The 21464-nt window shown below is 44.7% G+C and carries 20 protein-coding genes; 12 read left to right on the forward strand and 8 right to left on the reverse strand.

Going from position 1 to position 21464, the window contains the following annotated elements; all coding sequences use genetic code 11:
* The first annotated feature begins 272 nt into the window (after positions 1-272).
* The 3 genes from P5683_RS00605 to P5683_RS00615 all read left to right on the forward strand — a co-directional run bounded on the left by P5683_RS00605 (position 273) and on the right by P5683_RS00615 (position 4241).
* Positions 273-824: a hypothetical protein gene (locus P5683_RS00605; protein ID WP_046318747.1), complete on the forward strand. Its 552-nt coding sequence runs from the start codon at positions 273-275 to the stop codon at positions 822-824.
* Between the two features lie 519 nt (positions 825-1343).
* Positions 1344-3716 (forward strand): CBS domain-containing protein, encoded by a 2373-nt coding sequence (locus tag P5683_RS00610; protein WP_187757651.1) that lies wholly within the window; start codon positions 1344-1346, stop codon positions 3714-3716.
* 117 nt (positions 3717-3833) lie between these two features.
* Positions 3834-4241, forward strand: a complete 408-nt coding sequence (locus tag P5683_RS00615; RefSeq protein ID WP_006622943.1) for a phosphomannose isomerase type II C-terminal cupin domain — start codon at positions 3834-3836, stop codon at positions 4239-4241.
* Here the strand turns inward: P5683_RS00615 and P5683_RS00620 are convergent.
* Positions 4238-5185 (reverse strand): cation diffusion facilitator family transporter, encoded by a 948-nt coding sequence (locus P5683_RS00620; protein WP_006622945.1) that lies wholly within the window; start codon positions 5183-5185, stop codon positions 4238-4240. The genes P5683_RS00615 and P5683_RS00620 overlap by 4 nt on opposite strands.
* Before the next feature lie 145 nt (positions 5186-5330).
* On the opposite strand from P5683_RS00620, the gene P5683_RS00625 reads away from it, so the two are divergent.
* Both P5683_RS00625 and P5683_RS00630 read left to right on the forward strand, forming a co-directional pair.
* Positions 5331-5681, forward strand: coding sequence for a hypothetical protein (locus tag P5683_RS00625; protein WP_006622947.1), 351 nt, complete (start codon positions 5331-5333; stop codon positions 5679-5681).
* A gap of 123 nt (positions 5682-5804) precedes the next feature.
* Complete coding sequence (locus P5683_RS00630; protein WP_006622950.1) at positions 5805-6203, forward strand: hypothetical protein; 399 nt, start codon at positions 5805-5807, stop codon at positions 6201-6203.
* Between the two features lie 79 nt (positions 6204-6282).
* Here the strand turns inward: P5683_RS00630 and P5683_RS00635 are convergent, their stop codons facing one another.
* Both P5683_RS00635 and P5683_RS00640 read right to left on the reverse strand, forming a co-directional pair.
* Complete coding sequence (locus tag P5683_RS00635) at positions 6283-8514, reverse strand: polysaccharide biosynthesis tyrosine autokinase (RefSeq protein WP_006622951.1); 2232 nt, start codon at positions 8512-8514, stop codon at positions 6283-6285.
* Positions 8515-8628: 114 nt separating this feature from the next.
* A complete protein-coding gene (locus P5683_RS00640) occupies positions 8629-9066 on the reverse strand; it encodes a hypothetical protein (protein ID WP_006622953.1) in 438 nt (145 codons plus the stop codon).
* 239 nt (positions 9067-9305) lie between these two features.
* Here P5683_RS00640 and ccsB point away from each other — a divergent pair, with 239 nt between their 5' ends.
* Together ccsB and P5683_RS00650 are read left to right on the forward strand one after the other, a co-directional pair.
* Positions 9306-10355, forward strand: coding sequence for a c-type cytochrome biogenesis protein CcsB (ccsB, locus tag P5683_RS00645; protein ID WP_315638550.1), 1050 nt, complete (start codon positions 9306-9308; stop codon positions 10353-10355).
* Positions 10356-10504: 149 nt separating this feature from the next.
* Complete coding sequence (locus P5683_RS00650) at positions 10505-10852, forward strand: KGK family protein (RefSeq protein WP_315638549.1); 348 nt, start codon at positions 10505-10507, stop codon at positions 10850-10852.
* An 82-nt stretch (positions 10853-10934) separates the two neighbouring features.
* On the opposite strand, the gene P5683_RS00655 is transcribed toward P5683_RS00650, so the two are convergent.
* Positions 10935-13154, reverse strand: a complete 2220-nt coding sequence (locus tag P5683_RS00655; RefSeq protein ID WP_111891761.1) for a S8 family serine peptidase — start codon at positions 13152-13154, stop codon at positions 10935-10937.
* Positions 13155-13372: 218 nt separating this feature from the next.
* Here P5683_RS00655 and P5683_RS00660 point away from each other — a divergent pair, with 218 nt between their 5' ends.
* From P5683_RS00660 to grxD, 3 genes are read left to right on the forward strand one after another with little or no spacing between them, the layout of a single operon-like run.
* Positions 13373-14038 (forward strand): hypothetical protein, encoded by a 666-nt coding sequence (locus tag P5683_RS00660; RefSeq protein ID WP_006668291.1) that lies wholly within the window; start codon positions 13373-13375, stop codon positions 14036-14038.
* Between the two features lie 39 nt (positions 14039-14077).
* The gene (locus tag P5683_RS00665; RefSeq protein ID WP_006622964.1) at positions 14078-14335 is read left to right on the forward strand and encodes a BolA family protein; all 258 of its coding nucleotides are present in this window, start codon (positions 14078-14080) and stop codon (positions 14333-14335) included.
* Between the two features lie 42 nt (positions 14336-14377).
* Positions 14378-14701 (forward strand): Grx4 family monothiol glutaredoxin, encoded by a 324-nt coding sequence (gene grxD / locus P5683_RS00670; RefSeq protein ID WP_006622965.1) that lies wholly within the window; start codon positions 14378-14380, stop codon positions 14699-14701.
* Between the two features lie 60 nt (positions 14702-14761).
* Here grxD and P5683_RS00675 read toward each other — a convergent pair whose 3' ends face one another.
* Entirely contained in the window at positions 14762-15013 is a 252-nt protein-coding gene (locus P5683_RS00675; protein WP_006622967.1) for a DUF6761 family protein, read from the reverse strand.
* A gap of 418 nt (positions 15014-15431) precedes the next feature.
* On the opposite strand from P5683_RS00675, the gene P5683_RS00680 reads away from it, so the two are divergent.
* Complete coding sequence (locus P5683_RS00680) at positions 15432-16187, forward strand: response regulator transcription factor (RefSeq protein WP_108615196.1); 756 nt, start codon at positions 15432-15434, stop codon at positions 16185-16187.
* Positions 16188-16397: 210 nt separating this feature from the next.
* Here P5683_RS00680 and P5683_RS00685 read toward each other — a convergent pair whose 3' ends face one another.
* Entirely contained in the window at positions 16398-17777 is a 1380-nt protein-coding gene (locus P5683_RS00685) for an aldehyde dehydrogenase (protein WP_315638548.1), read from the reverse strand.
* A gap of 231 nt (positions 17778-18008) precedes the next feature.
* Between P5683_RS00685 and P5683_RS00690 the strand changes: the two genes are divergently transcribed.
* A complete protein-coding gene (locus P5683_RS00690; protein ID WP_315641719.1) occupies positions 18009-20045 on the forward strand; it encodes a flavin-dependent dehydrogenase in 2037 nt (678 codons plus the stop codon).
* A gap of 10 nt (positions 20046-20055) precedes the next feature.
* Here P5683_RS00690 and P5683_RS00695 read toward each other — a convergent pair whose 3' ends face one another.
* Both P5683_RS00695 and P5683_RS00700 read right to left on the reverse strand, forming a co-directional pair.
* On the reverse strand, positions 20056-20967 hold the full coding sequence (locus P5683_RS00695) for an SPFH domain-containing protein (RefSeq protein WP_315641718.1): 912 nt from the start codon (positions 20965-20967) through the stop codon (positions 20056-20058).
* A 2-nt stretch (positions 20968-20969) separates the two neighbouring features.
* A complete protein-coding gene (locus P5683_RS00700) occupies positions 20970-21248 on the reverse strand; it encodes a hypothetical protein (protein ID WP_315641717.1) in 279 nt (92 codons plus the stop codon).
* Positions 21249-21464 lie beyond the last annotated feature (216 nt).

The following is a 21464-nucleotide window of genomic DNA, read 5'->3' on the forward strand; positions in this document are numbered from 1 at the left end:
TCAAAGAAACCGGGTTTCTAAGAGTCTGGTGAGAAACCGGGTTTCTAAGAGTCCGGTGAGAAACCGGGCTTCTGGCTTACGGCCAATTACCGGCACCGGCACTGGTCATGTAAAGGAGCGATCGCTATTTTCGATTTTTGGGCCAAAAACAGCGAAAAAAAAGAAATTAAAAAAATAAATTCAGAAATTGGTAGAGAGCATCGTCTTCTAGTAGAAGGGAGAAAAGAATCAAACAAATCTCTACTTCGACAAACTAATCAAAGGAAAAATGTATGACTCGTATCAGGATTGAATTAATTGATGTGTATTGTGCCGATACCGAAGATATTACGGGAGCCGATGATTTTTATCTTGTCGGTGCCCTAGTCGGTGGTGACGTCACCAAAGCAATTTTGACCCGTCCTATCAAAATCAATGACAAGCAAAGAAAGCAATTTAATCCCCAAGATTCCGTTTTATTTGACGGCAATCTTCTTCCAGGACAAGTCATCAAAGGTGGACTGAAAGCTTATGATGAAGATGCTGGAAAAGACTGGTCTAAGTACGGTGATACGATCACAGCAATTAGCAGTATGGTTTCCAGTGCTATATCTGCTGCCGGACCCTACGGAGTCCTTGCTGGGACGATTCTTTCAGCCGCAACAACTGGCGTTGGCATTCTCGCAAGTCTTGACAAAGATGATTTGCTCGGTGCTTGCGAATTGGAAATTTCTGCCGTAGGACCGGCTAATGAAGTGCGGGAGTGGAAGATGTCTAAGAAAAACACCTTTGTGGGTTGGTCTACCTGGGATTACACGGTTCGATTTATGATTAGTCGTTCCTAAAAAATCGCCATATTTGTAGGCGATATTGCCCGGTGGGGAAAGAATCCCTACCAGACCACCACTCGTGGCGGGGATTCTCAAAACCCCCCAAGTCTTGATTTCCGGCTGTTAAATTAGAGGCGATCGCGTCGGTTATCTATTGATGCGATGTTTCCAAAGACCGCTTTATTACTGCGGAACGCTGTTTATTGCACGTCGCCGCCACCCGCGCCAAGCAGCAAGCCATGATTAGCTATTATGGGAAACCCAGCCCATTTGTGAGCAAAAAATAAACCGGGTTTCTTTGAGTCTGGTGAGTGAAAGAAACCCGGTTTCTCAAAGAAACCGGGTTTCTTTGAGTCTGGCGAGAAACCGGGTTTCTGGCTTACAGCCAATTACCGATTAAAACAAACGCCGCCCAATAGTAGGGATCTCGGTTGCTGGAGTAGGGATAATTGGGCTTGACCCAACCAGAAATTAGCAGCCAATTGCCGATGAAATAGTCCATAATGAATAATCGTCGGTGCAATTGTATCAGTTATGCTTTACCCTGCGCCCCATTACTCCTCAGCCCTTGAACAAGCGGTAGACCGCTATCCGGTTGCAGTCACTCCCGATACGTCGGTAGCAGAGGCGATCGCATTGATAAGCCAATTACAAAATCACTGTCCCTTCCCCCAGGATCTCAGACTAGAACCAGACAGATCTGATTCTAGAACATTAATCCAGCCTACGGGGATACGAGCAAACTGTATATTGGTGGTTGATAAACCCACGCCCTTATGTACAGAATTGGTGGCTCAACCACCAGAACAATCAACGTTATTAGGGATTTTTACGCCCCGTAATTTATTACAACTAATTGCTACGGGAATTTTAGATCATCCCGAAGAAGCCACCCTGGATCACATCAGAATTGGGGAGGTTATGTCAATTCCAATATGTCAACTAACGGAGTCGGAAGATCAGGATATCTTTACGGCGTTGTCTATGTTTCGACAACATCAAATTTTGCATCTACCAGTTGTGAATAGTCAAGGTCATTTAGTGGGAGTAGTCACGCCGGCAAGAATTCGTCAAGTCTTGCAACCTTCTAATATTTTGCGGACTAGACGGGTAGCTGATGAGATAATTACGGACGTTCTTACCGCGCCGGTCAACACTTCTGTATTGACGTTGGCGCAAATGATGGCTACTCATCCAATTGGTTGCGTTGTTATTCATAATCAATTAGCTACCCATAAATTAGAACCTGTGGGTATTGTCACGGCTGAGGATATAGTTTTAGCGCAATTTCTTCAGCTAAATTTAGCGGAAACTACGGCAGCCACTATTATGGGGATTCCTCAATTTTCGTTAAAAGTTCAAGATTCATTATGGCTGGCTCATCAGGAAATGCAAGCCAGACAACTCCAGCGTTTATTGGTTAGTAATAACCAAGGACAATTGCAGGGAATTATTACCCAAATGAGTCTGTTGCGAATGCTCGATCCTACGGAGATGTATCGGGTGATTAGACAGCTTAAGCAGTCTGTATATAAACTGCAAGCGGAGAAAATGGAACTGCTGAGAAGTCGTAATATTAAACTAGAAAAACAGGTGCAAGAACGCACGGCGCAACTCCAGGAGCAATTGCAAAGAGAACGGCTACTAGCTAAAATATCTCTGCAAATTCATCAATCTTTGAACTTAGATGAAATTCTAAATACGACAGTAGCAGAGTTGCGAGATTTTTTGAGTTCCGACCGGGTGGTTATTTACCAAATACTTAATAGTGGTGTGGGGGAATTGGTGGCGGAGTCTGTAGGAGAAGGATGGCGATCGCTCTCGGAAAATAGATTAAATGAATCGGTGATTAATTATTATAAATATACCTTTTTTGACCAGAATATTTATATAGTGGAAGATATCGAAAAAGCGCGAATATCTAAGGAAAAATTGCAGATTTTATCGGATAAAAAAATTCTCGCTTATTTGGTAGTTCCAATTATCCAGGATGGACAACTTTGGGGAACCATTGAAGTTCATCACTGCCAAAAATCTCGTCATTGGCTACCCTCGGAAACTAACCTACTTCAACAATTAGCCACCCAATTGGCGATCGCTATCTATCAAGCCCAACTATATCAGCAAGTTCAAGCCTTGAATACTGACCTAGAAAAACAAGTTCTTGACCGCACGGCAGAATTACAGCGAAAAGTGCAGGAACTCCAACAATTAAACATCCTGAAAGATGAATTTCTCAGCACAGTTCCCCATGAACTTAGGACTCCTTTATCTAATATGAAAATGGCGATTTATATGCTAAAATTGGCTCCGACAGCACAACGTCAACAAGTTTATTTTGACATCCTAGAAAATGAATGTGTCCGGGAAACTAACCTGATTAATGACCTCCTAAATTTACAGAAGCTAGAAGCAGAAAATATTCCCATCAGCTTAGACCTGTTAAATCTAGTGAATTGGATACCCCGAATCACTCAACCCTTTTATTCTAGGGCTAATTCAAGAAAGCTGGTTTTGAATGTGGAATTGCCGCCAGACTTACCCTCTGTACGCACTAATACTAGCAGCCTAGAAAGGATTATTGCAGAACTACTTAATAATGCTTGCAAGTACACGATAGAAGGGGGTGAGATTAATTTAAAATTAGAAACGCTCCCCATTAAATCGGATTTACAAGTATCCCATAAACTCCGGTTGCAAATTGCTAACCAAGCGCAAATACCGGAACAGGAATTACCCCGCATTTTTGATAAATTCTATCGAGTCCAAAATGCTGACCCATGGAAACAAGGGGGAACTGGTTTGGGGTTAGCATTAGTGGAAAAGTTGATCGAACAACTTGAGGGTAAAATTGAAGTTACCAGTCAAAATGGTTGGACTACATTTACTATCGACTTTCCCATCTAATGGGTAGATGTTAAGTTCTGTAAAGCAAAATTGACGGTTTACGGGAGGCAATGGGAGCGAAATTGTTGGGAAAATATGAGTTAAAATGAAGTTTGTATTTTGGGCGTGACGTGGAAAATGGGAAAAGCCAAAACGGACAAACCAACAGAAACTCAAACACCGATAATGACCCGGACACCCCCCTGGGGTAAGGTAATGTTGTTAGAACAGGGGGAACGTTATCGGATCAATCGGATTGTGATTAATCCGGGGTATCATATCAGTACCCAAATGCACTATCATCGTAGTGAACACTGGATTGTAGTGGCGGGAACAGCGAAGGTGAAATGTGGTGATGAAGAAATTATCCTCACGGCGAAGCAGTCTACATACGTCCCGATGAATACCCCCCACCGGGTAGATAATCCGGGAGTGATTCCCCTAGTAATGATTGAAGTACAGAATGGGGAATATTTGGGAGAGGACGACATTATCAGGTTTCCGGAAGTTGATGAGAATATCGATCAATCGGATATTTCCCGTTAATTATCGTCTTGGTCCTCTGTCGGCGATCGCTCCTCGTAGGTAATCACATCTGATTTATATTCGGGTGGTTCCACATGAATTAAAATACGAGCCGGACCATAGCGCTTTTCTAATTGTGCTTCGACGGCTTCAGTAATGTCATGGGCTGTTTCTACATCCTTAGCCCGGACAACCATGTGCATTTCGATAAAAACCTGCCGTCCGATGATACCGCGAGAGGCGATCGCATGACAATTAACGACACCGGGAACAGACATAGCAATCAGCTTAATTTGTTCAGGTGCGATCACCATTCTATCCACCAACCAAGGTAAATTATCGCTAATCACCTCCCACCCGCTGCGAAACACCAAAATAGCGACCGGAAACGCTAACACCACATCCAAAAATTGTAATTGTGGTAAACCCCAAGCATTACCCTGCCACACCCCAATTAATCCGGCGATCACCACAATTGTCGTCCAAATATCACTCATAGTATGTTTAGCGTCCGCCACGAGGAAAGCACTTCCTAGACGCTTACCCACCCGCCGCTCATAATAAGCGATAAAAATATTAATACCCAAGACCACCAACAAAATCCATAAATGTTCAACAGAGACGATCACGGGGTCATTTTCACTGTCTAGCAGACGTTCCACAGCACGGGTGAGGATTTCAAAACAGGCAATTCCCAAAAAAGCGGCAATTCCCAAAGCACCCACCGCATCAAATTTTTGGTGTCCGTAGGGATGTTCGCGATCGGGATGTGGGGAAGCAAAATGATTAGCAACCAATCCTAGCACATTATTCGCCGCGTCGGTGACACTATGCACAGCATCAGCCAACAAACTCAAAGACCCAGTGATCACCCCTAGGGCTACCTTAATCCCGATTACTAATAAATTCAAAGCCAAGGTGATAATCAGAACCCGGCGCACTTGGGAACGGTGATCCACACTCATGATGATACCCTGCTATTTTCCTCAAATTCGCTCTCGAAACTTTCCGGTAAACATCAATCCCCCCCAAACCTCGACATCGGATAATTAAGAGGCGATCGCTAATCGGTACAATTGTTAAGGTAATCATTATTCTACCATTAAAATTATGTCTGCTGCTCCTCTAACTCTCAATTTAATACAGGGCTCAGTAGCCTTGCGCTTCACCCCGCACGCCGCCACCAACTTACAAACAGCCCTAAATGAGTTAACCAAGCTAATAGCAGTGGCTGCTCAATCTACCGCTGGTGGAGGTAGACCCACCCCCCAGAAGTCGATGGAATACCAGTATACCGGAGATGTCTTTCTGGAAGTCTTCTGTAATCCCAACATCTGGCCAAGTCTCTTTGCTGCTAAAGTCTTGATTACCCTCCGCGACGATCGCATTAAACTTACCACGGAGGCTGAATTAACCCAAATCCTTAATGATGTGCAACAATACCTCGAACAGGTTGGCTAAATTCGCGCTATTCACTCCAGTTTTGGCGTAAGTCCCCCCAGACTAGAGCCAAATGCTAGAATATATCCTAGATCCGCGCTAATTAGCCACTTGTTTCTTGTCGTGACGAGTTTTCTGCTACTTATGAATGTCGATAACCTAACCCAAATGCTACACCAAGGATTTCGTGTCACCCTAGGCGCAACATCCTCACTGATTGAAATTCTCCAAGACCCTCAAAAGCGGGAAGCCAACCTGGAAACTATCCAGTCACAGTTAAATGAACTCGCCCAAGAATGGGCGGAAAAAGGCGCTATCACCGAAGAGGAAGCCCGCAGCTTTGTCGATACACTCCTTTCTCAATCAGAATCCACCCAGTCCAGTGAAGTCGATAGTTCAAACATAACTACTCCTACAGATTCCACAGAGTCTGAAGTATCTAGCCCCCAAACCAATGAAATCACCGAAATCCAAAATCTCACCTCTCAAATTGCTAAGTTAAGGGAAGAGTTGGAACGCTTGCGGGAGTCTGATGCTTCCTAATCAACAAAACCAGCCCGTTAGTTAATTAAAGCCAATCCCCCCCACCCGTAGAGACAAGCCTCCCTTGTCTCTACACTTGCTATGATTTTCTGGCATTTGTTCTCGGAACTGTTCCTACAATTGATGATGAACTATTCACCTTTTGAGGAGTCCAATTTCGGGGATTTTGCCGGAATTGAGGATTACTGAAACTATAACTATAAGAACTGAGGGGAACTTCAGGAGAACGGTTCGCAACTACTCCTAAAATGGGGGCGCTCATGTTCGGGTGTTCTTTTAATTGAGCGATCGCATTTTCCAGAACCGAACGATTAATTCGACCCAAACTGGCTACTAACACCATACCACTGGTTTCCGAAGCCAGCAAGTTAGCATCTGCTAATCCTAACATAGGCGGTGCATCATAAATCACCAAATCAAAATCCTGCTCAAGTTTTCGGATTAAATTAATCATCCTATGAGATGATAAAATCCTAATCGGGTCAGGGGGAGTTGAACCTGATGTTAAAACAAACAGATTACTCTCCAAAAAATAGGGCTGAATTACACGCTCTATATCTATATCGAGAGCATCACTAGAAATTAAATCAGTCAACCCCTGCATATTAATTAATCCCAACTGCTGATGGAGACTCGGACATCGCAAGTCACTATCTACCAAAAGCACCTTTCTACCTTGTTCCGCCGCCGCCAAAGCCAGATAAATAGCAGTTGTAGATTTACCTTCCCCAGGGACAGAAGAACTAATCACCATAGACCGAATTTGTTGATCTGGACTCAACAGCCGAATGCTAGTATAAAGGCTTCTAAACGACTCATAAAATGCCGACATGACATTTCCTTGTGACTGATTACTTGACCCAACTCCCAAATCCAAATCTTCGCTATTTTCTAGTGCATAACCATCGGGATTAATATTCTGTGAAACTGTAGACTTCAAATGGCGGTCAAACGGAATAACTCCCAAAATCGGTAACCTTGTCGCCTCCTTAACCTCCTTAACCGTGTAAATCATATTGCTAAGTTGGTCTACCAACAGCGCCAAACCTAATCCTAATAGCAAACCCAAAGCCGTCCCTAAAACTAAATTTTTCTTGAGACTTGCAGAAGAGGGTTTAGGTTCACCCGGAGGAGTTAATAACTCCCAGGGAGCATCCCTTTGAGCCATATCAATTTTAAAAGCCTCCCGTTTTGCCAAAAACTGATTTAAGTTATCCGTAGCAATCAATAACTCTCGCTGAATATCCGTATATTCTCGACTCACTACCGAAAGCTGTTTAACTTCTGCATTAATCCTATCTATGGTATCTTGCAGAATCAGATTTCGTTCTTCTAGGTCTTGAATTTTACTAGCCCACTCTTGACTAACTCGGTTGGTTTCTCTTTGTAAAAGTGGCAATAAACTTTCCCGTTGTTCTTGCAGAATGCTGATTTCTGGACTTTCTTCTAAATAAAGAACCGACTCTTTAGCTATCTGATTATCTATAGCCCGCAGTTGATTCATAATTTCTTGATAACGGGGACTTTCCATCAGTACAGAAGCCACCGCATATTCCGGGGATTGATTAGCGAGTTCCCTTTGTAGGTTCGCATACAAGGCTTTAGCTTGACCCAGTTGCAGCTGATTTTCTAAAAGTTGTTGTTCAATTGACGTTACCTGAGTTGAGAGTTTACTACCCTCAGTTTCCGGGTTTAACAGATTATTGGTTTGGCGGAGAGTCTGTAGTCTTTCTTGCTGATTATCAACTCTTTGTTGTAATTGTGGTATTTGCTCACCCACAAACTCAATACCTTTGAGAATATCTTGTTGTCTGGTTTCTAAGCTATAGTTTAAAAATGCTTGTGAAACCAAATCTAAAACCGACTTAACCAAATTTTTATTAGGGTGCTGATATCCTACTATTAAAATATTTTCAGGAGTCGGCTTGATTCTCAGATTACTGGCAATAAATTTATAAGTAATACCCGGATATTGAGACTGAAGTTCCTCTACAATCGGAACAATAACCCTGGGGCTAGTCAGTAGTTTAAGTTGTACTGCGTCCAGGGTCACAGCTACGATTTCTTCTCGATGACTAAGAGTTTGGGGATTAGCAGAGGAAATTACCTGAGTAGAAATAGCGACTGGCTGAGTTAATATTTCCAACTCAGCTTGATAGATGGGTGTATCAGTAATAGCCTTGTAGACAGCCGCCCCAGCTACCACAATTGTCACTCCACTAATCAGTAAAAGTTTCCGACGAACAGCCCCCAACAGCCGCCCCAAGTCTAAGCCGCCTTCATCATCATCAAGGTGAGTATTGTAAGTCATGGCTATGAATTTGGTGATTGCTTAGGTGCGATCGCCTTATATTCAGCGATAGCACTACATTCTATCTCTCAGTATACTCGGTTGAGTTATGGATCAACTGAGTACATCCAGCCATCAAGCCGCCCCGGAATTAGCTCCATTGAACAACTCGAAGATTTGCCTACAGAATAATTTTAACTTATCGGCTCCCTCATCGGCAGGTTGACACTCACCCCAAAATTGCCAATTGTCTACGGTGGAGACTTTCCACTGTTGTCCACGGTGATCATATCCTGCGGCTTCGACTCCGATCGCCCTAAGTCTAGTCTCATAAGGATCATCATACAGTCGGATCTGAATCAAAATACAGCGACTTTGCATCAACCGACTTCTACCGGGAAAGTTAAAACCAATGTCGATGGAGTCTGGGTCAACTAATTCCCTAGTCTCTGGGTCATTCATCCAGGGCTTGAGGTCTACCCGCACATCGGGAAACTGTGCTTTAAATAGATTAACGACAGAAGCAATTTTGCTGGCAACTTCGAGATTATTAGCTTGTTCGGCTGCATTCACTTTGTGCTGGTCCTCCGAAAAACAGTCCTATCAAAAATCAGATGATGGTGGATTTTTGCATCGTAACCGAGATTTATGAAAAAATCAGGTTATGGTCGAACATAAACCCATTACAGGGTATCTCTGACCGGGTGTGGTGGCAGGTTATTTAATTGCTGTTGGTCCGTAAATAGTCAAAATGCTGCAAAAATCGGTAGGATCGAAAAAGTGATCGAAAAAATTTGACAGGAGAACATAACATGGATCTGGTGGTACTCCAGAATCAGTTAGATAACATTTCATTTGCCATTCTGCTAATCACAATGTTGATTTACTGGGTAGGGGCTGCATTTCCTCAAATACCCACCTTGCAGGGCTTAGGAACCGCTGGTATGGCGATCGCCAACCTGTCCATAGCAGCCCTATTAGGGGCTAGATGGATGGAAGCCGGATATTTTCCCATTAGTAACCTCTACGAGTCCCTATTTTTCCTGGCTTGGGGGATTACCGCCATGCACTTAGTGGCGGAAAACATGAGTGGTAGCCGTTTGGTCGGTGTGGTAACAGCCCCGGTAGCTATGGCGATCGCCGCCTTTGCAGCCCTCAAGCTACCCGCCCCCATGCAACTATCAGAACCTTTAGTCCCAGCCCTAAAGTCCAACTGGTTAATGATGCACGTTAGCGTCATGATGATCAGTTATGCCACCCTGATGGTGGGTTCCCTATTGGCGATCGCCTTTTTAATTCTAACTCGCGGCCAAGCCGTCCAACTTAGTGGCAGTTCCCTGGGGACCAGAATTTCCCGGAATCATAAATCATCCCTTCTGGAAGTACAAACCATTACCACTTCCCCTAATGCTCTGCTATCGACCTCCAAACCTTCAGAATTTGCCGCTGCTACCAACGGTCAAGGTTCTACCGCCCTTCTCGAGTTAGTTACCCCCTCAACAGGCCAACCAACCAGCACCGCCACCCTATCACCCCAACGTCTCAGCCTAGTAGAAACCATTGATAACATCAGCTATCGGATCATCGGTTTAGGTTTTCCCCTACTCACCATTGGCATTATTGCTGGTGCAGTTTGGGCTAATGAGGCTTGGGGTTCTTACTGGAGTTGGGACCCCAAAGAAACCTGGGCTTTAATCACCTGGTTAGTTTTCGCCGCCTATCTCCACGCCCGCATTACCCGAGGATGGCAAGGCAGGAAACCCGCCATTCTAGCTTCTGTAGGATTTTTGGTGGTTTGGGTGTGCTACTTAGGAGTTAACCTATTAGGCAAGGGTCTCCACTCCTATGGTTGGTTCTTCTAACAAATAGTGCGGCACAAGGGGCCAGTTCTGTAATCATCTCTATTTTCCCCAGACTTTTGAGAACCCGCCCGTACATATTCTACAGGGTGGAAACAAGGGCTAAGACCTGATTACCGCCCTGATCCCAAATTCACTAAAAAGGAAATTTCATGAACAACCTAACTCGTATTTTGGATGATAACGACGTACTCCATACCGGTTCGAGTACCCTCATGTTTCAATGCACCTTCAAGGTCAGCGAATTTCTGACTATGATGCAGTCTAAGTTGGAAGAGGAAAATCTGTTTGGGGAAGGCATTGAGTGCGAACTACTTACCCCCGGCGGCCCCTGGGAAAAGGGTCGGTTTCAAATCTGTTTAGAGTTTGTCAGTGATAATGTTACCAGCGCGAACGCTATCCCATCTGTTGACTATGGCATGATGGGCGGCGGCGATACTCCTGAAGTTTTGCCAGCCCATATTCGACGACAAACCCAAAGAATTGGTATGTGGAGTTAGCAGGACGTAACTCTCATCTCAGGATTGATTCTGGGAAGCAGCCACCGATTCATGAGGGTCGGTGGCCGGAGGGTGTCAGATATTACAAACCTAAATCCAATTTCCACCCGTTCAATTTACCAGTGTGATGGGGCGCTAAATCCGCGACAACTAACCGCCAAGTCCCCTGTGGTGAGTGATTTAGTAACTCTCTCATGTAGGGAGTCGTCTGGAGATTATAGGTAGTTTTCAAAACCTTATTGCCTCCCAAAGTGCGACCCTGGAGTAGAACCTCCTCCCCGTGTGGAGCAATTAACCGCACTTCCAAATCACCCAAAAATTGATGCTCGATATCGACAGTCACCTGGATATCTAAAATCGGGCTAGTATTAGCAACAGAAATAGTGCTAGTCACCCCCTGGGGGTTATTATCAGGGATATTTAAGACGCGGTTATTAGATTGCTCCACCCGCCTTTGCACCTGTTGGCGGCTTACTCGTTGACTTTGAGCCATTTTGACGGCTTTTTCAGCATTAACTCGACCGTAGCCAAACCATTGGGAATATCCATTACCATCATAGGTTCCCATGCTGATAGCCAACTGAGGATCAGCATCAGGGTCTACAATCTTATCGGCGGTTTGTTCAATGATGCGGCGCACTTCCCTAGCACTGAGATCAGGATTAACAGATAAGACCAGAGCGGCTACTCCAGCCACGAGAGGAGTGGCGGCGGAAGTTCCTCCAAAATGGGATGTAAAGTCACCCTGATCATAGCCGGCTGCACCTACGCGATCGCTGGTAAAAACTCCTAAACCACGCAGAGCGGTTCTAATCGCTGGAGGGGTTCCAATATAGCCAGTTTCTTGGAGCCACATTCCGGGGGGGGCATTGTTACTGGGGGCACAGACGGTGATTCCGGTTCCCCAATTGCTGTAGGCGGCTTTTTTATTAAGACTGGTACAGGCGGATACGGAAATTACATCAGGATGAACCGCAAATCCAGATAACCATCTGACTCGGCCTGATATGACATTATTAGGCCAGCCACTTTCATTAATGGTTCCGTTGATGGGGCGATTGGCGTTTCCGGCCGCAAATAATACGACGCAGCCTCGACCGTTGCGCCCTACGGTGGCGGCTTTGGTAATTACTGCTCGCTGTCGTATGGACAAGGGGAAATAAACGGCACTCGCCCCCCAACTACAGGAGATGACAGAGGCTCGGTTATTGATAGCCCAATCAAAAATCCTTTCGACTGATTCATCATCGAGATATCCAGTGGTGCGAATGGGCATTAAGGCACAACCTGGCGCAACTCCGACGATACCTTTGCCATTTTCTTCGGCGATCGCTAATCCGGCGCAGGCGGTTCCGTGGTTATCTGAAGGAGATTGTGGTGAGGGGAGACGATTTTGGCCTTTCAGGTCAATGGGGGCGACAATTTTTCCTATACCCTGAAAATCCGGGTGATTGAGGTCGATCGCATCATCGGTAATAGCAACCACTATAGATCTGGTTCCTCGGGTAATATCCCAAGCTGGTTCTACCGAGATATGAGCATCAGGAGCTACGTCAGCACCTCCGGTATTATGGAGATACCACTGACGCGGGTAGAGAGGATCACTAGGTCGATAATACTTTTGGCTTTTGACCACAATATTCGGTTCTGCTACTAGAACTTCTGGGTTCCAGGTCAGGCGGTTAGCAATTTTAATCGGATTTTCTTTAGCTTGGCGGATGACTTCATAAACAAAGGTGTTGGGAACACCATAGACGGATTTTAATAGTCTCAAACCTTGGCTGTTGGCGATCGCATTGCGGTTGGACTCCTCAACATCTTCGTTAAACTGAATGGTGATTTGATTGGTCAGATACATAACCATTCCCGGATTATTATCAGCCTGATAGACATGACTCGCAAAAGCCACCCGATCTGACTGACGAGCCAGTTCCATCGCCTGATCTAGTTCTGTGTCTTTTACCTTAACCTCTTGGAGTTCTGGTGGTACTGAGGAAGTTTCCTCAATGTGGATAGGCAAATTTTCCAAGTTTTCTGCCTCAGATACAACCGGGGTAAACTGAGGGCCACTATCCGTGACTGGTTGTTTTGGCGTGAGTCCATCAGCCTGACCCGGTAGGGGGCTGACTCCAGCACCGCCTACTGGGGGTGTGGAAACCAGGCGAACCGTAAACCGCCCAGGAACTTTAGTAATTGCCAGTTCCTCACCTCCCCGTTGTAGAATGCTGCCAAGACTTTCTTCGGGAACACCTATGCCCTGATATTGTTGATCGTTAATCTCGTAGGGGTTAGCTGATGTCATTTTGTTATAATCCTCAAAACTGCTCACTATTATTGGCTCAATAGATTAAGTCCGATGTTAATGGTTGACCGAATCAAGCTGGTTGGGATGGATGGTCATCCTATAAAGACTATAACCCTTGGCTGGTCAGGATCTACAACAGTTTTGCTCAACTCCCACAATTTGGCCAGAAAATGATAAGATCCGTAAACATAAATAACCTTTCATTTCGCGATCGCATGATGCTGTCCCGTTTCATAGTCCGCTATCCGCAAGTTTGTCTGAGTATATTGGCATCAGTCTTAACTGTTTTCACCGTCTCAGGCAGTGCTACAACGGTTATGGCTCAAGATCCTTCTGTGTATGATGAGCCCACAGGTGAAGGGTCCGGCTCTGAATTTCCTCGAGATTTAAGTCCGACTCCAGTACCTATGAATCCTCAAGATATGCGCCCATTGAGCCTTGATAGTAGTTTTTTAAGTGTTCAAGGGGGGGAGCGCTTGTTAGCCGAAGCCGGGGAAGCCATTAGTAACGAGAATTACGCCCAGGCGGCGAGGAAACTCCAGGAGGCGCGGCAAATTTTCAATCAGCTTTCCAATTTTCATCAACAGTTAGCCAGCAGTTTCTCAGGGGTTGACAACCGCATTGCTGACCAACATCGCAATGAGGCCAGAGATACCGCTCAAATGAGGGATACAGCCACTTATCAATTGGCTTTAGTCCATCGCGCCCAAAATCAACCCGAGTTAGCGGTTCCCCTGCTGGTGCAAATTATTCGTTCTCAAGCCCCAACCCGGGATTTAGGCCAAAAAGCATATCAACAATTACTTGAATTAGGATTTGTCAGCAGTCCCGCCAGGGGTAGTGCTTCTTCTAACCCGGCGACCACTTCCAATGCTCAATAATTCATCTACAATCAAACATAGTCGTTTCATAGGAATCCCATGATCACCCTTTCCCAAGTTGAGGCAATGATTAAGTCTGAGTTGCCTGATGCTGTTGTTAAAGTTGAAGACCTCGGCGGCGGCGACCATTTACAGGCTGTAGTGGTTTCGCCTCTGTTTGAGGGCAAAACCCTGGTGAAACAACATCAGATGGTTTATAAAGCTGTTAAGCAAGCTATGGCAACAGAGGCCATTCATGCCCTGGCCCTGAAAACTTATACCCCCCAAGAGTGGTCAAAAGTCAACCAGGCTGCTTAATTTGTTGATCTAAGTTGTCAATAACTGAATTGAATAATCACTATGAATCCTGAAGTAGAAGCCAGAATTGAAAACCTGATTAACCAGCACAAGGTTTTTGTGTTTATGAAGGGTACCAAGTTGATGCCCATGTGCGGTTTTTCCAATAACGTGGTACAAATTCTCAATAGTTTAGGGGTTCCCTTTGAAACCCTCGATGTTTTGGAAGATGGAGAAATTCGCCAAGGCATTAAGGAATATTCAAACTGGCCGACCATTCCCCAAGTTTACGTCAATGGCGAATTTGTCGGCGGTTCCGATGTGATGATTGAGCTATATCAGAAGGGCGAACTACAAGAGATGCTAGAGGTGGCTTTGGCATCATAGTCGGACTTACTAATTAACTCCCAGACCCAGCCTTCGAGTGGCTGGGTTTGGTAACAATATCTAGTAGTAGTCTACTTCTGGTTGCGGTAGGGGAGTCATTTCCAAGTTAGACGGGTCGTTGATGTACCTAAAGGTTTCTTCCTCTAGGCGGTGAATTTGATAAGGTTCGAGGACGTTTGTATTTCTCAGGGCGGCAATGTAGCCATCTACAAACATTCTAAGCTCATCATAACGATAGCCTCGATTCCACATTTCGACGAGGGAATCGGTGATTTTTTGGTAGTGCCGGATGGTCTGAGCATTCTGTAACATGGTGGAAACCTCAAGTTATAATCTATATGTTGGGGGTATGGTTAAGGGATTAGTCTCTACCTTGATTCAGTTTTATACACCTCACCGATATGGATTTCTGGCATTCTAGCTGAATCGGACTATGATTGAAAAGACTTGGACCTCTAGTTATAGGTTTCCCTGGACTGATGGCAATTGTTTCAACTTCTTACTGATTCCCCTCATTGTGATCATAATGCACCCCGGAAAATTACGGGGGTTGTGGGCTGATGGCCGCTTTAAGGTTGATGCCTCTCTCCCTCTGTGATTTTTATATTAACCTAATTCTGATCATAGATATAGGGTGGATTGCCGATCGCAAGGGTAGCAGGAGTTACAAAATGATGATTTAGACTCTGTTAACCTTGTGTGCAATTATTGATAAAGGAAGCTGGCACCAGTGGGATCTGCTTATATTTCAATTATTGAAGGAAATCCGCACCTGCGATCGCTGTTAGGTTGGCATCTTCAGCACGTTGGTTATTCGGTGTGTCAATCTGCGGACTTTCATCATGCTAGAGAGGTGTTTTACACTACTCAGCCTAGTTTAGTAGTTCTTGATGCAGAATTACCAGGCGGCAATAGTCTAGAATTCTGCCAGTGGCTACTACAGCAACGACAGTCTTTAATCCTGATGCTTTCGGCTCGGAATACGGAATCTGATATTGTCCGTGGTTTGAGAGCCGGAGCCGATGATTATCTAACTAAACCTTTTGGAATGCAGGAGTTTTTGGCGAGAGCTGAAGCACTTATGCGTCGCACCCGCAATGTTGCTCCTCCTACCAGTTTAGATTATGGGGATTTGAAAATTGATTTGGTACAGCGTCGGGTTTATCTTCTGGGTCAACTGATAGAACTGACTCCCCAAGAGTATAGTCTTCTTTATGTTTTGGCTCAAAATGATGGGGAGCCTCTCAGTCGTTCGGAACTTTTACGGCGCGCTTGGCCAGATTATATTGATAATCCCCGCACGATTGATACTCATATTCTATCATTACGCAAAAAGATGGAAACTGACCCTCGACAGCCTAGTTTAATTCAAACGGTTCGTAATATTGGTTATCGATTGAATTTGGATGTTCTTAAACCTGATCCAAGTTGGTATCCTAGTGTTAATGGTCAATTACCACCAATTCAGGCTAAAACTGGTAGCTAATTGTGAGGATTCGGTAGGGTGCGTCAGCACCAGTATATCAATGGCATTGTTAACCAGAACATTCACAACTGACGCACCCAATAAAAGGCTTTTACTCGGTTTGTATGATTCCCTATATAGGGAATAGAGTTGAGAAAAAGCCGTTTTTAGTTATGGGCAATGATGGTAAATTTATTAATCAGATAAATCCACCATATTGCAGATAATAAATCAGCCGTTTTTGATGGAAAATCTCATCAGGTTAAATTTGGGTTTATAGGGTGCGTATCGCAGGGGAATATCGAAAAGCAGAGATTGCTTTAAAAGGCTTTTGTAATGGCAAAAAGTGTCAAAGGTTGCTTGACCGTGATATTTACCGATACCGCTTTCTCCTACGCCTCCAAAAGGCAAAGATTGACCCCCAACTTGCATAATAGTTTCATTGAAACAAATACCCCCAGATGAGGTTTCTTGAAGAACGCGCTGTTGTGACTGTTTATTACGCGAAAATAGGTAAAGTGCGAGAGGTTTGGGTCTGGCGTTAATTTGACTAATCGCATCTCCTAAATCATTATATGTCAAGATAGGTAAAATCGGCCCAAAGATTTCGTCTTGCATGATGGGGTCTTCCCAGGAAACCTCATCAATTAGGGTGGGAGAAATATAGCGATCGCTTTCATCAAATTTCCCACCAGCGACAATCTTACCATCATGTATTAACTCAGTTAACCGATGAAAATGATAGTGATTAATAATCCGCCCATAGTCGGGACTTTGCTGCGGTTCGGAGCCATAAAAACTCTCAATACAGCCAATCATAGCTGTAATTAAGTCCGATTTAATGCGGCGGTCTACCAATAAATAATCGGGAGCTATACAAGTTTGACCAGCATTAATAAACTTCCCCCAAACTATTCTTTTGGCGGTATAATCTAACTGAGTATCAGCATCGACAATACAGGGACTTTTGCCACCCAATTCTAAGGTAACGGGAGTCAGATGTTTGGCGGCGGCGGTCATGACAATTTTACCGATACGCTTCCCTCCGGTAAAAAAGATGTGGTCGAAGGGTTCATCTAATAGTTGTTGGCTAACTTCTACCCCCCCTTGAACAGTGGCAATATAGTTAGGTGAAAAAGTTTTGCTAATCAGATCAGCTACGACTTGGGAAGTGTGAACAGCTAGTTCAGAGGGTTTGAGGATAGCACAATTCCCGGCAGCGATCGCACCAACTAGGGGAGAAATGACCAATTGAAACGGATAATTCCAAGGTCCGATAATTAAGACAACTCCCAAAGGTTCAGGATAGATATAGCTAGAAGCAGGAAAGGCGGTGGGGTGGGTCTTGACCCGGCGAGGTTTGACCCAGGACTTTAGATTTTTGAGAGCATATTTAATTTCTCCGAGGGTGGACAGTTCAAACAACCCTTCTAACTCAGGACGGCCTAAGTCAGCTTTGACTGCTTCTAGGATAGGTTGTTCAAAATCGGCGATCGCCTGTTGGAGTCGTCGCAGTTGCGAGAGTCGGAAGTCTACCTGTTTAGTCTGTCCGGTGGCAAAAAATTGTCGCTGTTGGCTGATAATTTCCGAGATATTCAAGTTTTCTGTCATTATTGAGAATTTCCTTATGGTTAGAAGTTCCCCTGTTATAGACCAGGGTACTGACAGTCTGCTATATCTGGTTATGGTGGCATAACAGACTATTGTTACCTGTTCTACTGCCCTCTGGATAGTTACTGCTGGCGCAGTTTCCCCTATCCTTAGTGTAATAGTGCGATCGCTAATTTCGTTAACAGTGAAGCGGTAAGCCTCAACTCAGGTACCAAAGAAATTGACATGGACATGAAAGAGATTCTATATCTGGAAATTCCTAACCCCGATACACACAGCGTTTGTACCTGGTTGCAGCAAACGTTTAATCCGGGGGTGGGCGAGAAAATGATCACCCCAGACGGGTTTCGCCTGAAATTTCCTCAACAGGGGTCTGGGGAATTGTCGGTGTTTACTTGGTCAGTCCAACGCACAACCTATCTCAAGGTTTTTCGGGTGGGGACTGTGGGAAGTTCTCAAGAAAAACAGGTACTCAACAGCCTGGAAACTGGGTTAAGACAGGAGTTTCCCTATCAGTATCCTGAACCTCCAGCCATTGATTTGTCGAAGGAGTCGATTTTTGAGGCTTTGGCTGCCTATTATCCCCAAACGGTCAAATATTTTCAGAAAATCCCTAATGGGGAATATGACTTAAAACGGGTGTACTGGTGGGAAAAACGCTGGCGGGAGGGGGTGAGAAATCCACAAACTCCTAAACAGGTCATTTTTACTGAGGCGAGAACCGACTCTGATGGCGAGTTGCCTAGTTATGACCTAATTTATGTTGGTGGGGCTTTAGGGGTCATTCATGCGGCGGTAATGGCACGTTTAGGGTATCGGGTGCTATTGATGGAACGTCTCCCCTTTGGTCGGATGAACCGGGAATGGAATATTTCTCGCAGTGAATTACAGAGTTTAATTGACCTGGGATTGTTCACCGGGGCGGAAGTAGAGAGTTTTATCGCTAGGGAGTATAAAGACGGTTTCCACAAGTTTTTTGATGCTAATAATCCCCCCATCGCTAAGGGGGAAGTTTTGCATACTCCTAGAGTTTTGAATGTAGCCATAAATACCGATAAATTGCTGTCTTTGTGTGGTGAAAAACTGCGACAGGCGGGGGGAGAAATTTGGGATAAAACCGAGTTTATTCGGGCGGATATAGGGGGCGATCGCGTTAAGGTTACCGCTACTGATTTGACTACTAATTCCGAACGCATAGCTACGGGAAGGTTATTGGTTGATGCTATGGGGACCGCTTCCCCTATTGCTTGGCAACTTAATGGCGATCGCACTTTTGATAGTGTTTGTCCTACCGTCGGGGCTGTGATTAATGGTGGGTTTGAACCTGGAGTTTGGGATTCTAATTATGGGGATGTTCTCCACAGTCATGGGGATATTTCCAAGGGTCGCCAATTGATTTGGGAGTTGTTCCCCGGCGAAGGTGATGAGTTGACTATTTATCTGTTTCACTATCATCAGGTTAATCAGATTAACCCCGGTTCTCTGTTGGAAATGTACGAGGATTTCTTTACCATTTTACCAGAATATCGTCGTTGTAATCTGGATAATTTGGTGTGGAAAAAGGCGACTTTTGGCTATATTCCCGGTTATTTCAGTCTGGGAGGAAGCGATCGCACTGTCGCCTATGACCGTTTAATTGCTATTGGAGATGCTGCTTGTCTTCAGTCTCCTTTAGTGTTTACAGGTTTTGGTTCTTTGGTGCGGAATTTATCCCGTTTAACCGATTTATTAAATACCGCACTCAAGCATGATTTACTAACCAAATACTACCTGAATAAAATTCGCGCCTACCAAAGCAATATCGCCGTTACTTGGTTATTTTCTAAGGGAATGATGGTTCCCACCGGGCGTTATCTTCCTCCTCAAAGAATCAACTCCATTTTGAATACTTTTTTTGGGCTTTTGGCTACAGAACCCGAAGAAGTGGCTAATACATTTATTAAGGATAGGACAGACTGGTGGACCTTTAACCGTCTGGCTTTGAAAGCCGCGCGCATGAACCCCCAGTTGCTGATTTGGATTTTAGATTTTGTCAATACTGGGGAAGTTATCCGCTGGATGATTAGTTATTTTACCTTCACCTGGTTGGCGTTCATCAGTTGGCTATTTAGTTGGGTTCCCCCCCTCGCGCGTCGCCTTCAACCCTGGTTAGAACCTCGTTATCCGGGGCTATGGCTGTTATTATTATCCACCAGTTATGTACTGACAGATGGTTTGGGACAGCATCAACCACCACTTCTCAGGAAGTTACAACCCAGGACCTCTTAATCATTCATGATTAATTATTAGCAGAAGTCGCCGGTTTAGGGTCAAAGCTGGGAAATGGGGCGACACCCCCTTGATATAGGGGAAGTACACCGTTCCATTTCTGAATCATCTTTTCCTGAAGTTCTAATTCCCTGAGTCTGATAGTCATGGGGTTGACTGTGGATGCACTAATTCTGGCTGCTTCTGCGTCCGCTTGGGCTTTCGCTAGTTGACGTTCTGCTTCCGCTTGGGCGACTTGTAGTTGTGCTTGAGCGGCGATCGCCTGTTGTTCAGCTTGAAAACGGGCCGTCATTTGCGCTTCAATGGCGCTATCAAAACGGGGCTTACTGACAAACCCAATCGAATCAAATTCCACCCCCACGCCGACAAATTTTTGGTTTAAGCAGTTTTGAACCGAGGTCAATAGTTCTCGCTGTTTAGTTCCGACAATATCTTCCGGTCTTAATCCGGCTGCTTCTTGGTTAAAGCAGTTGCGGAGTTCACTGCGGACTAAAGTCGCTTTAAACTCATCAGGGTCTTTCAGATATTTACCATAAAAATCCTTGATTTGGTTCGTATTGAAAAAGTAGGAGAGAGAAATATCTGCATTGACGCTAGTTCCCCCAACTCCGAAAGTGATGCTTTCATCGAGAGGTGAACCTTCATCTTTAGCCGAGGTGAGGATGTAATATTGAACGTGATCGGGAAAAACGATAATTTCCTCGCTGTAACCATTGTACCATACTTTTCCGGTGCTAATAGTGGCATTCTGTACACCGCGATTGCTTCCGTACATTTGCACTCTCAGTCCTACATAACCAGGGGGAATGCGTTTAACACTGGTTCCCGGAATTACGCCACAGGAAGAGATACTCATACTTACTAAAATGGCGCATCCTGTTAACCCTAGTAAATTGGGGATTTGCGCGGTTTTCATCATCATAATTACCTCTGGGAGTCTAACAGTTTTAACCAAGATGTTTCATCTTCGGGAAATGTTGCTTGTAGCTGTTTTTGTTCGACTTTGGCGCGATGAATTTTGCGGGTAACATGAGAAACCGATAAGCCTGGAATTATTACTAATCCAGTTAAGTAGCCAAATACTCCTAACCAGACTTTCGGGTTACTGGGGGAACTAACTAAGTTGGCGGAAGTTCCTAAAATCCAAAAGCAAAGGATGAGTTCAAAACAACCAACTACTAGCCATTTAAGCAGGGTTTTCATGACTGGGGAATAGAATCGAGTTATAGCCCGGGGGTTAACTCGATGGGGTGAATATGCGCGATCTATTTAGCTCCTGTGTACTATTATAGGCGATCGCTTTAGGACTCAACAGATATCAAAGATTTTTTTAAGATTGTCTGGCGAACCTCAACAGCAGATAGGTTTAGTCATTAGTAACTGTTACCTAAAGTTTTGGAAAACCCCGTTGATGAGGCT

This window comes from Limnospira sp. PMC 1279.21, from assembly GCF_032349615.1.
GTDB lineage: Bacteria > Cyanobacteriota > Cyanobacteriia > Cyanobacteriales > Microcoleaceae > Limnospira > Limnospira fusiformis.